Below are 11,894 nucleotides of genomic sequence, written 5' to 3'. Positions count from 1 at the left end.
CGGATGTTGTCGATCCACAGCTGATTTAAACCTCCTTGCGACTGCGTTGGCGCTGGCCCTGCAGATCTTCGATGCTCAGCTCAAAGCCAAGTTCGCAGGCTAGGGCCAAGGTGGCCTCCTGCTTGGCGTGCCGCAGCCGCTGGCGCAGGAGGTGGTCGTGGCGCAGGCGGAAGCGAAAGGCCTGGAGCTCACTGCGATCGGAACCAGAAGAGGAAGCCATGGCGGCGGAATCAGGGCTCAGGAGTGAATCCCAGCACAGCAGCGAAGTCGTTGCCGAGGTTGTAGGTGCGCAGGCTGGTGGTTGCCGGCAGGTAGGCCAAGGCAACCAGCTGGCGCACCAGGCGGCGGAAGCGCTCGTTAGTGAACTTCCAGCAGTGCACATCCACATAGGGATGGGCCTGGTATTCCTCCAGGGCGGCCTCCAGCAGGGCCCGGGTGGGCAGACCCACTCCATCTAGGGGGTTAGGCGCCTGGAGCCAGTCGGTCACGGTGAAGCACTTGTGCTCCACCAGAGCCTGCAGGGGCGGGCGGCTGCGGCGCTCCAGATGGGCTGTGACCACATCGATCAAGCCGCTAGGCGGCAGATAGCGATCGAAGCAGCGTCGCTGGTCGGGCAGGGTGAACAGATAAACCCCAGCGGGTTTGAGCAGCCCAGCCACCTGCAGCAGGTGGCCGATCAGGTCGGGCTGGTGCTCAAGGCAGTGGTGCGACACCACCGCGTCGTAGCGCTGCTGGATCTGGTCGTAACCGCCCTCGGAGAGCACGTAGCGGATCGGGGGCACGGCCTCTGGATTGCGCTCCGGGCGTAGCCGGGCGCGCTCAACCAGCTTGGCGCGGCTGAGGTAGTCGGCGTAATCGATCTGGAGGCCGGGGCCGCGCAGGGGCTCGAGGGAGGGGTTATCAAAGGGGCCGATCTCAAGGAGATGCCCGGCCGGCTGGAGGTAACGGAGTAGGTCGTCGCGGCTCTCCAGCGCGGTGGCGTTGCGGCGGCCGCGCCGCCCCTCCTGGCGCCAGTGTTGCTTGAGCTCAGAGCGGCGCAGGCCGGCCAGATCGGCGTAGCTACTGCGGTAGGCAGCGGCGTCGAATTCCGGCGGGAAACTCAGCACCTGCCTGGGGCCAAAGTGTCAATTACTATACAAATATTCGATTGCAGCCAGGGAGATCAAGCCAAAGGCGCCGTGGCAGAGAAAAATTATTTACCAATGTAAAAACATTAGCCAGCATGCTTTACAAAATATTCAGCAATATAGTAACAGGCCACAATACGTGGCAGGCAGTTGTAAAAGAAACCAAGGCCCTTTTAAAAAATAAAAAATTTCAGGAGGCTAGATCAAAAATCCTGGGAGGGCTAGCCAAGCATCCCAATCAGCCAAATCTATTGATTACCGCGAACAAAGTTTATCGCAAATCAGGCAGTCGCAAGCAAGCTCTCTTATACTCAGAGCTACTTTTGAACAACTATCCTGATCTTTGGGAGGGATATTATCACTCAGCTCAAGACTATACTGCTCTGAAGAGATTTTCCGAGGCTCAGACAAAAATACTGGAAGGCCTTAAAAAGTTCCCGAATCAGAAAAAACTTATCTCAATTGCAGGAGATATCCAGAATAGATACAGAGAATCATGCCAATACGCTACTAAGTCGCTGCTTAAGAAAAAGCATTTTGCTCAAGCGCAGGCGCAGATCAAAGATGGCTTAGAGAAGATTCCAAATGACCTTAATCTCCTACAAACTGCACAGGATGTCTTCTGCGCATCGGGCGACTACGAAACTTCGCTGAGCTATTCGGAACTTCTGATCATTCAGCATCCAGACAACTGGGAAGGTTACTACCGGGCCGCGCAAGACCTACTGGCATTAAAAAGATTACCCGAAGCAATAGGCAAAATCGAAGCAGGCCTGCAGAAGGCTCCAGACCAGTTTAATCTTATAACGATTGCACATGACAGCCAAAATGAATCTGGCAACTATCAAAAGGCCCTGGAGTATGCAGAGCTACTCATCACCCATCAGCCAGTCAACTGGAAAGGCTATGTTCGCGCAGCGAAAGACTTGGTTGCCCTAGATAGGCTGCCAGAGGCTCAGGCTGCAATCCAGCAGGGGTTACGAAAAATGCCAACTCAGGAAGGGCTTATAAGAGTTGCAAACCAAGTTTTCCGAGCGTCAGGAGAATACGCAAAGGCCTTAGAATATGCAGAACTTTTTATAACCCACAGGCCAGGGGATTGGAACGGCTACTACCTTGCGGCCCAAGACAAAATGGTACTAAAGGATTTCAATGGAGCCGCCCAGATACTCGAAAAAGGCATAGGCATCGTCAAAGATACTACTGACCAAAAGTTCTTATTAAAAATATTGGCTTGGACCAAGTCAGCCCATAATTCTCATGATAAATACAAGGTTTTTTTTGAGTCATGGAGGGACTCCAAAGCCAACAGGGCATTAACCCATCAATACACTGCATTAAAATCAAGGCAATGCAGGAGCATGCCAAAACCAATCCAGTATTGGAGCCAGAACGAAATTCCAGCAGATGTTCTAGATGTTACCGAGGCTTGGAATCAAGTTTTGACCGATTGTGGTGCAGAAAGAATCAGAATCTGGAATAAAAGCGAAGCGCAGAAATGGATAGCGTCTAACACGCCTGAGTTTGAAATGGCTTTTCAAAGCGCTCCACATTTTGCGGCAGAATCAGACGTATTTAGGCTTGCATATACCAAAATCGAAGAATGCATATACCTAGACTCCGACCTTTACCCAAAAAAATTCTCCGCTCAGATCCTCGCCTTAGCATTAGACGCAGAATCGAGCACTTTCTTTTGCTGGTCAAACTATCCATTCATTCAAAATAGTTTCTTCATTTCAAGACCTTCCTGTCCGATTTTTCGGGCCATTCGAGATTCACTGAATGGATGGAATTACACTGGCAAAGAGCTCACGCCTGAGCTCATCCACGACTCATTTGGCCCCGGCGCATATAACGAAACTATCAAAGCCATTATGGATCAATCAAGCAGCAAAAAAAGAGAAATCCTCATCAAAGGAGTGCTTGATAAAATTATTCTTGATACTGGCAATCTCCTGATCTGCAATGAAGAAACATTTGCGCACATGTCCAAACCCGGAGGCTTAGCCTATAAGAAAACAGACATGCACTGGCTGGTTTTCTGTGAAAACTCTTCATCTTCTAAGCTCAAAAGTTTCTAATATCGCCAAATCTGTAGTTCTTGGCTTGTTATCTCCCAGTTCAAGCAAAGAAAGATTTACGCCGGTGCCGTGAGCAGGGAAAGTGGCCTCTCCTTTGCCAGCTAGGTTCTGGGACGGCCATACCATGGCCCCAGGAGCAGGGGTGGGCGTGCTGTTTGTCGAACCCCGGCGCTGGTTTTCCCTGCGGGAGCTGCAGGTGGGAGCAGACCTAGCCCGCCTGGAGCTCTGCGGTGAGCAACTGGCCCTAGCGGGCCAGCTCAGCCAGCCACTGGAGCTGGAGCTCAGCAGCGGTGATCGGCACTGGCACTGGCCGCTGCAACCAGGCGAGGCGGGCAGTTGGAGCTTCAGCGGCGAGCTGGCCGCCGCTGAGCTGGGCGAGGAGCTGCTGCTGAGCCTGCGCCGGGGAAGCCTGGTGCGCCCCTGGGTGGCGATTCGGGTGCTGCGGGCCACCCCCGCCGAGCTGGAGCAGTGGCGAGCCTTCTTCGCCGGCGCAGCCGGAGCCCTGCCGGAGCCAGAGCTGGAACGGATCAGCCACTGCGCCCTGCTGGGCACCAACGTGCAGCGCGGCGGCGACCGCCCGGCGGCCGTGGCCGCCTTCTGTGGGCGGGCCGCCAGCCAGGAGCTGGTGGTGGAGGCGGCGGGGCTGCGCCACCAGGGCCAATTTCCCAGCGTGCTGGGCCAGGGCCCGGGACGGATCCTGGCCAGCCGGCTGGTGTTGAACTGGAACCTGCTGCTGGTGCAGGAGGGCGAGCAGCGCTTTGTGGTGTTTCAGGGGGTGAGCAGCAGCGATGCGGTGCTGCTGCCGGGGTTGAACCTGCTGCTGCTGGTGTGCCACCTGGAGGCCGGCACGGTGCGCACCTGCCTGGCGATCCTCAGCCGCACGCCGGAATTCTTCAGGCCAAGCCAGCCGGCCCGCTTCGGGGGCTACCTGGTGGGCCATAGCCGGCCCTACCACTGCTTCTACGACGGGCTGCTGGCCCTGCAGGCGGTGCGGGAGGCCCACCAGCTCACAGAAGACGATGGCCTCTATTCCAAAGAGGGCGAAGCCTTTGTGGATCTGGGCCGTTGCCTGGAGCTGGCCCAGCCCCACCAGCAGCTCAGCCAGGAGGCTCTCAACGCGCAAACGACCGCCAACGGCACCTACCTGCTGCAGCTGGGCTTCTGGTTTCACACCCGGGCTGAGGAGCCGGCCTTGCGGGCCCTGGCCGACGCTGTGGATGGGCAGTTGCGGGATGCGGCACGGCGCGAGTCGCAGCTGGCGGCGATCGGGGCACTGGAGGAGCTGGAAGCCTGCACACCGTTGATCTGGGTGGGCATCACCGGCCAGAAACGCAGCTGGGTGGAGCAGGTGGAAGGCACCGCCGCCCTGCTCAACGCCCTGCATGCGGTGTATCCACGCCTGGGCGTGATCTTTGACGGCTGGACGCCACCACTGGCGAGCTCCGACTACCACCGCCGCGAGGCCCGCAACGACGACCGGGTGATCCGCCGCATCCTCAAGCGGCTCAACTTCAAAACCAGAGGCAAGGTGGGGGTGGTGGCCGGATTGCCGCTGCTGGAGAAGGTGCGGGTGGGCCTGGGCGTGGACGCCTTCGTGGCCAACTACACCACCGGCTCCCTCAACGTGGCCCGCATCTGCGCCAGACCGGGCGTGGGCCATATGGGCCAGCGCATGGCTGCCTCCAAGCACCAGCACATTCACCATCACACCCGTGAGATTGATCCCGCCCTGGTGCAGGACGTGAGCGACCCCAGCACGCCCACCGGCTACGTGAACTACAGCCTGCCGTGGGAAGCGCTGTATGGGGCCTTGATCGCAACCCTGGAGGAGCACCCCCCACACAACCCGAAACCCGTTCTCCCGTAGGTTCATCCTCGTTGCCTGAGCCGCTCCCCGTGGCACTGCCCGCCCAAGCACCGATCCCGATCTTCATCGGCTACGACCCCCGGGAGCGGGCGGCCACCAACGTGCTGATCGACAGCCTCTACCAGCACAGCAGCGTGCCACTGGCGATCACGCCCCTGATAACACCCCAGCTGGAGGCCCAGGGGCTCTACTGGCGCCAACGGGATCCTCGCCAGAGCACGGCCTTCTCCTTCAGTCGCTTCCTGGTGCCCCAGCTGATGGGCTTTGAGGGCTGGGCCATCTTCATGGACTGCGACATGCTCTGCCGCAGCGACATCGCCGAGCTCTGGGCCCTGCGCGACGACCGCTATGCGCTGATGTGCGTGCAGCACCAGCACGTACCCGATCAGGAGGTGAAATTCCTGGGGGAAACCCAGAGCCGCTACGAGAAGAAGAATTGGAGCTCGCTGATGCTGTTCAACAGCAGCCGCTGCGCCGCGCTGACGCCTGCGTATGTGAACAGCGCCAGCGGCCTGGAGCTGCACCGCTTCCACTGGCTTGGCGACGACAGCCTGATCGGCGCCCTGCCCATGGAGCGCTGGAACCACCTGGTGGATGTGCAGGAGCGCCCCCTGGCAGAACCGTCCGCCCTGCTGCACTGGACCCTGGGCGGGCCCTGGTTCCGGGAGCAGCGCACCATGGGCGGGCCATTGGCCGCCGAATGGTTCAGCGCCCGCGACGATGCGATGCGGCTGTGGGACTGAGCACGATGAGCCATGGGCTCAAAGGCGCTTCTTGTTCTTCCGGGAGAAGATCAGGTCGCATTCCCCAAGAGTGTCGAGGCCTGCACTCAGGCGAGCTGGGCGAGAGAAAGAACTTGTTTCGGCATAAAATCTAGGGCTGTAGTTGTTGGTCGCGCGATAAACATTAAATCCCATGGCCTTCATCAACGGAATGATCTCACCCGCAGCCGAAGAGGCCGACGGAGCCGAAGCTCCAGGCCCACCACCCACCTCAACCACAATCTCCAAATCGTGTCTTGCGTGATCCAGAATAGGCAGCAAACCCTGAACCACAACAACCTCCAAGCCTTCAACATCGATCTTGAGAATCCTGGCCCGGCGGATCTCATCGGCCGTTAACAGATCAGCCAACGCAGCAGCCTGCACTTCGCCCTCGCACTCAAAGCCATCGCCCTCAAGCAATGAGGACGATCCCAGGTTATTGGCGGGGGCGCGGTACATGCGAACAGTCGAAGACACATTTGAAGCAGCCACATTGAGCGCCCGGACGTTCTTCAGCCTGTTTCGCCTGACATTGCTTAGCAGCTTTTGAAATGTACTGGGAGATGCCTCAATGGAAACAACCGATCCTGAAGCACCAACCAGAACAGATGAAAGCAGGCTGTAATAGCCAATATTAGCGCCAACATCAACAAAGACATCGCCTGGCTTCAAGCGCCGACGCAGCCACTGGGTCAGGCATGGCTCCCACACCCCGAACAGGAAGAGGTATCTCTGGATTAAATCCCTCGTGTCGCCAGCAATCCGGAAGCCATATCGCGTTGGCGCCTCAAATCTTTGAGGATTCGCCTTGTAATACGCATTAACTTCAGCACAGACATCTGGAGCCACACACCCCCTCGGGCCGTAGCGAAGACAACAACGAAGCAGCCCCCATGATCGCGGCAAGCGACGCAATAAAGGCCCAAGAAAACGGGTGGCATTGCATCCCCACTGGCTCGCAAAGGTTTGCCCTTGAAGCCGAGACGTATTGGCCGAAGCTGAGCCTCCCTGAGCCTTGCGCCTCTGCTTTTTTCTTTTCCCCACAGGATCACATCTGAGATCTACAGATTAAGCGAGGGCAAACACCTCTCCCCAGCCCTGGGCCAACCGCTCAGCGCTGCGCTGCTCCCACAGGTAGCCATGGGCCGCCTGGGCCAGGCGGCGCAGACGGCGGCGGTGCCCAGCTGCCCAACCAATCTGCTCAGCCCACTGGCCAGGCTCGGCCGGCAAGGCCAGGCCCGCCGTCAACAGCTCCTGGTAGGCAGGCCCAGGTGAGCAGAGCGCCGGCAGGCCGAGGGCGGCGTAGTCGAGCAGCTTCACGTCGCTTTTGGCGGCATTGAAGGGGTTGGCCACCAGGGGGGCCAGGCCGAGATCGTGGCGGGGCAGGCGGCGCAGCCAGCGCACGAAGCGGGGGTAGCGGCGGGCTTCCAGGGGCACCTCCAGGGTGTGGAGCCAGGGGCGCTGCAGGGGCTGGCTGACGCCGCCCACCAGGGTGAGGCGAAAGGCATCGGGATTGCGGCCCGCTAGGGCATCGAGCTCCGGCAGGATCAAGGCCAGGTCTGCGTCGTGGGTGCGACTGCCCATGTAGAGCAGTTGCAGGGGGCCCTCAGCCTCGCCGCGCGGGAAGCGGGCCGGACCCGCCCAGGCCTCGGCATCGAGGCCATTGGCCAGCACCGCCTGCGGGCCAAACTGCTGACACTGGGCCGCCAGGGTGGCCGTGGAGAACACACGCAGATCGGCCGCCGCCAGCAGGTGCTCAAGGGCAGGGATGGCGGGGGCGTAGCGCTCGCGCTCGGGGTGGTCGGCCGGCAGGGAGAAGAGGGCGTCGTCGAGATCAAGGATCAAGGGCAGATGCCGCTGGCGGCAGGCCTGCACCAGCGCTTCGGCCATGGCCAGGCTGGGGCAGGCAGCGCGCTGCACGATCAAGCGATCCAGGCCAGCGAGCTCAAAGGCCGAAGCGTCGTCTGTCGCGGCGGGCTCCAGCTGCACGAGCACGCAGCCCCCCTGCTGCTCCAGGCGCCGCAGGGGCAGCAGCAGCCTGATCCAGGCGGAGCTGGTGAGGGGCCCGTCGGGGGCCTGGGCCAGCACGCCAATGCGCAGCATCAGGCCAGCGCCTGGGCCAGGCGGCCCTGCAGGCGCAGGCTCGCCTCACTGCCTGAGCTCACCAGCTGCTCGAGCAGGGCCAGGCGACGGGCGAGCTGCTCAAGATCGAGCTGCTGGGCCTGCAGGCTGAGCTGCAGTTCGCTGCAGCGCTCCTGCAGGGCATCGGCCTGCTGCAGGCGCGCTTGCAGCAGCGCCAGCTGCTCGCGCAGGGCCAGGGCTTCGAGCTGCTGCTCCTGCAGGGGCTGCAGCTGCTGGGCCAGCTCTGCCAGGTCGGCCTCCAGGGCAGCCCGCTCCTGCCGAGCCGCGAACAGGGCGTCCAGGCTGGCGGCCTGCCGGTAGCGCCCTAGGCAATCGAAATCAGGAGGCCGACCATCGAGGGCAGCAGCGAGGGGGTGAGCTTCTAAGGCTTTGTAGGCCTGCAAATGCTCGGGATGCTCATGCAGCCAGGCCATGGCCAGGAGCGCCTCGAAGGGATCGGGCGCGGCGAAACGCGGCAGGGCTTCCGGTGGCGGGGCAGCGCCGGCCTCCACGCACCAGGCAACAAGGGCGGGCAGCGCCACACAACTGAGGTTCACCAGGCGGCAGAGGCTGACGGCGCGCTCCAGCTGGGGCAGGGCGGCCAGCAGGGCCCCATTGTGCTCGCCTGCACCCTGGGAAGCCAGCCGCCCCAGGGGATCGGCATAGACGATCAGCAGCGGCAGCTCGGCGCAGGCCGCGGCGGGATCGGCCAGCGGCAGCACCTGCAGGTGGGCCTGCACCAGGCCATCCATAAGCCGAGAGGCGTCCAGCCCGGGGGCCCAGATCTGGATCTGCACGGCAACGGGCCCCCAACTGGCCCCACTGTCGCAGAGGCCGCCACAGTGGGGCCAACGGCATGCATCTGAGTGCAGCAACCGGCCGAAACTCGCGTTCCAGCGTAGTGTACACGCCATTCCTTGGTAGTCAGGCTCCCTAAAACACCAGCCCGTTTGCGGAACAATGGCGTCCTGATCGCAGCTCAGGATTGGGGTAATGGGGATAAGCATCTCGGCTTCTCGGATTACGAGCTCACCGCCGCCAATAAGCAGACCAATCGGGAGAAGCTTCTCGCTGGGATAGAGGTGCTTGTGCTGTGGCGGGCACTGGTCGCATTGATTGATTCCCACTACCTCCAAAGTGAGCAAGAAGGGCGACCGGCCTCCCTACCCGCTGGCCACGATGCTGCGGATCGATCTATTGCAGCAGTGCAATTCGCTCAGCGATCCGGCCAAGGAAGAGGCCTTGATCGAGGTGCGCACTATGCGTGGCTTTGCCGGCATCGATCTGATCAGCGATCGGATCCTGGATGAGACCACAATCCTCTCTTTCCGCCACATGCTGGCCAAGTTCGGACTGGGCGAGAAAATCATTGAAACAGCCAATGCTCAACTCAGCGCAAGCGGCACGACGATGCGGCGGTAAGCCAGGATCATTGATGACAGCTTGATCGCAGCCCCCAGCTCAACAAAGAACAAAGATGGAAAGCGGGATCTGGTGACGCACCAGGCTAAGAAGGGCAACCAGTGGTATTTCGAGTTGGAATTTTACGCAGGCGTGGGCAAGAATTCAGGGCATCCGGCCCTGAAGAGCACATATACCCTTTGGGGCAGCTCAAGCAGATTCTGCATGCCCACACATTCTCATAGTACCCAAAGAAAAAAGGAGGCATGTCATTGAGCGTTCGCCAATAAGATGCACCAAATCCCAGAACCTGAGTGCAGAATCAAGCTTTTGCTGTGTATTATCTGGGAGGAAATGCTGCCTTTAAGTCCGGAAAGTTATTTACAAATACACCAAGACGGTCTGCCGCTTTCAAATCAGTGGGAACTATTTGATTATACTCTTTGTTGAGGGTAATTGCACCGTGCTTAAATCTTAGGGAGTCACTTAGCCCATGTTCTGCAATATCTCGAAGCCGCGATATTTCAACAAGGTAGTTCCTGAATGTGGCCGGATCAATGTCATCGAGCGATCCGGCAAGGAGTGAATGGATGTCAGCTTCGGACTCAATGAAGTTGTAAGTTAGGCACTTTAGTGTATTAACTTTGATTCTTTGTGTTGGATTTAAGTCTCTTTGGTGAAACAGAACAAGCCCGCCTCGACATCGGTGAATGATATCTAGCTGCCCGAAGAGCTGCACGTTGTGATTAATTATATCTAGATTGCTGGTGCACATCTCAGAGGACATGACTGGCTTGCCACCGCGCAAAAGCTCATCCGAGCAGAAATGATAAATTTTTTCTGAAAGGGGCTCTGACAGTGCCCAGTGAGAAGGACAGCACAAAATCCGTTGACTCTTGCAATCAAGCAGATACTGCTCCAAGGAAATAATATTTCCTTCAGCACTAACGCAGTATAAAAATTCATCTACGTCAAAGAATGCATAGTAATCGCTTGAGCGCCGAAGAGCTTCGTAGAGTTGGCCCCAATTGCTGGGGCAATGAATGTGGTCGGGATTACCGCTAAAGCTGAATACAAATACATTGTCAGAAGAGATATCTTCATATGCTTTTATGAGTGTTGCGTCTGTTGACTCATTGTCAAAGATAATTAGTCGGCAGCCCGGCAGGAGATTTTGGTGATGCACCAGCCACCTGGGAAAGAAGAATGCATCGTCTTTAATCTTTAAAACTATCGTAAAAAGACACGAGTAATCTGAGACAATATTCAATATTCTCTCTTGGTTATTTGACCAATGAAGAAGACGTCTCATGCGTGCCCTGAAGGTGGTGAAAAATGTTTAACCATCGCAGCTTTAAATGTTATCAGGCGGCAAATGCAATACTGCCTTTGGCAGATCATGGCCTATTCAAGCATTTTCGCGTCGCCTCGTCGATCCGGCCCGAGGACTGGCCATCGCCGAAGGGATTCACCGCTCGGGCCATGGCGCCATAGGCCTAAGAATCACGCAGCTGGCTACTAACCCTCGGTCGTTGCCATGCCGTGCCAGCCTCCACTCCCTCGGGCAGTTCGGTGGTGAGGCGCCGTAACAGTACCGGCTTGCCCAGGGCTGGTGCCTCCTCCTGGAGGACGCCTGAATCGGTGAGAACCAGGGTGCAGAAGCGCATCGCAGCCACCAGCTGGTCGTAGCCGAGGGGTTCGGTGAGTAGATGGATAGCTGCCCAGCAGGGCTTGCAGCGGCTCGCGCGCTGTGGGGTTGCGGTGCAGCGGCAAGCAACAGGGCTGTATCCGGAATGCGCTCCAACAGCTCTAGGAAGCCGGCACGAATCTCAGCAAGCCGCTCGCCCCATTTGTCGCACCGGTGCACCGTGGCCAGGAGCAACCGCTGGCTGGTCCGGTCCAGTCCGGGTAGGACGAGCCGCGGCGCCTGCTCGGCCATCTGCGGCAAGGTATCGATCACCACTGTTGCCCGTAATCAGAACCTAACCTTCCACACCCGAGGCGCGGCAGTTGGCCGCTGAACGCTCGGTGGGGGCGAAGTGCAGCTGGGCCAGTTGGGAGATCAACCGGCGGTTGGCCTCCTCCGGGAAGGGATCGAGCAGGTTGTCAGTGCGCAGAAGGCCTCCAAGTGCCCCACCGGAATCTGCTCTTAAAAGGCTGGCAAGACCAAAGCGAAAGCCATGATGGTGTCGCCTCGCACCAGCACCAAATCGGGCTGGTAGGAGGTGAATTCGCTCTTCAGGCCGGCCAGGGCCGCACAGGTGATGTGGGTGAGGGTCTACTTAGGCGCCATCAGGTCCAGATCGTGGTAGGCCGCTAGAACGAACAGCTCCATTACCTGGCTCACCATTTCGCAGTGCTGGCCGGTGAGCATCACACCAGCCAAGCCCGGATAACTGGCGCCAGCTTGATCGCCTCAGGCCCGGGTGCCGAGCAGAATCGTGACCAGTGATAAATCGAATAGCGTCACTTCATTGTTATCCGCTGTAGGATGGAAATTATAATATCTTCAAATAAATTCTTGACTCAACAG

Annotated in this window: 9 protein-coding genes and 2 pseudogenes; 4 read left to right on the top strand and 7 right to left on the bottom strand. The window is 58.8% G+C overall.

From position 1 onward, the window contains the following. Positions 1-25 precede the first annotated feature (25 nt). Entirely contained in the window at positions 26-220 is a 195-nt protein-coding gene (locus tag U9970_RS01400; protein ID WP_322764975.1) for a Nif11-like leader peptide family natural product precursor, read from the bottom strand. A gap of 10 nt (positions 221-230) precedes the next feature. After that, positions 231-1,106: a class I SAM-dependent methyltransferase gene (locus U9970_RS01395; RefSeq protein ID WP_322764974.1), complete on the bottom strand. Its 876-nt coding sequence runs from the start codon at positions 1,104-1,106 to the stop codon at positions 231-233. A 41-nt stretch (positions 1,107-1,147) separates the two neighbouring features. Here U9970_RS01395 and U9970_RS01390 point away from each other — a divergent pair, with 41 nt between their 5' ends. From U9970_RS01390 to U9970_RS01380, 3 genes are all read left to right on the top strand, one after another. Continuing rightward, positions 1,148-3,208, top strand: coding sequence for a hypothetical protein (locus U9970_RS01390; RefSeq protein WP_322764973.1), 2,061 nt, complete (start codon positions 1,148-1,150; stop codon positions 3,206-3,208). 124 nt (positions 3,209-3,332) lie between these two features. Further along, on the top strand, positions 3,333-5,075 hold the full coding sequence (locus U9970_RS01385) for a hypothetical protein (protein ID WP_322764972.1): 1,743 nt from the start codon (positions 3,333-3,335) through the stop codon (positions 5,073-5,075). 35 nt (positions 5,076-5,110) lie between these two features. Then, positions 5,111-5,818, top strand: a complete 708-nt coding sequence (locus U9970_RS01380; protein WP_322765979.1) for a glycosyltransferase — start codon at positions 5,111-5,113, stop codon at positions 5,816-5,818. A gap of 18 nt (positions 5,819-5,836) precedes the next feature. Here the strand turns inward: U9970_RS01380 and U9970_RS01375 are convergent, their stop codons facing one another. From U9970_RS01375 to U9970_RS01365, 3 genes are all read right to left on the bottom strand, one after another. Beyond that, positions 5,837-6,550 (bottom strand): FkbM family methyltransferase, encoded by a 714-nt coding sequence (locus tag U9970_RS01375; RefSeq protein ID WP_322765978.1) that lies wholly within the window; start codon positions 6,548-6,550, stop codon positions 5,837-5,839. Positions 6,551-6,907: 357 nt separating this feature from the next. Continuing rightward, on the bottom strand, positions 6,908-7,942 hold the full coding sequence (locus tag U9970_RS01370) for a glycosyltransferase family protein (protein WP_322764971.1): 1,035 nt from the start codon (positions 7,940-7,942) through the stop codon (positions 6,908-6,910). Then, positions 7,942-8,757 carry a hypothetical protein gene (locus U9970_RS01365; protein ID WP_322764970.1) on the bottom strand — a complete coding sequence of 272 codons (816 nt, stop codon included), beginning with the start codon at positions 8,755-8,757 and terminating at the stop codon, positions 7,942-7,944. Before U9970_RS01365 ends, U9970_RS01370 begins: the two co-directional genes overlap by 1 nt. 174 nt (positions 8,758-8,931) lie before the next feature. On the opposite strand from U9970_RS01365, the pseudogene U9970_RS14315 reads away from it, so the two are divergent. Then, positions 8,932-9,532, top strand: a pseudogene (locus U9970_RS14315) (transposase); the annotation flags it as partial. A gap of 169 nt (positions 9,533-9,701) precedes the next feature. Here the strand turns inward: U9970_RS14315 and U9970_RS01355 are convergent. Further along, positions 9,702-10,547, bottom strand: a complete 846-nt coding sequence (locus U9970_RS01355) for a hypothetical protein (RefSeq protein ID WP_322764968.1) — start codon at positions 10,545-10,547, stop codon at positions 9,702-9,704. Positions 10,548-10,758: 211 nt separating this feature from the next. After that, positions 10,759-11,831, bottom strand: a pseudogene (wecB, locus tag U9970_RS01350) (non-hydrolyzing UDP-N-acetylglucosamine 2-epimerase). Positions 11,832-11,894: the final 63 nt, after the last annotated feature.

The organism is Cyanobium usitatum str. Tous (genome assembly GCF_963920485.1).
Classification (GTDB): domain Bacteria; phylum Cyanobacteriota; class Cyanobacteriia; order PCC-6307; family Cyanobiaceae; genus Cyanobium_A; species Cyanobium_A usitatum_A.
This window is presented reverse-complemented; position numbering and strand designations above follow the sequence as displayed.

Bases quoted from the DNA above. Each gene is read 5' to 3' on its own strand.
- U9970_RS01400 (WP_322764975.1), bottom strand. From the start codon at position 220: ATGGCTTCCTCTTCTGGTTCCGATCGCAGTGAGCTCCAGGCCTTTCGC.
- U9970_RS01385 (WP_322764972.1), top strand. From the start codon at position 3,333: ATGGCCCCAGGAGCAGGGGTGGGCGTGCTGTTTGTCGAACCCCGGCGC.
- U9970_RS01370 (WP_322764971.1), bottom strand. From the start codon at position 7,942: ATGCTGCGCATTGGCGTGCTGGCCCAGGCCCCCGACGGGCCCCTCACC.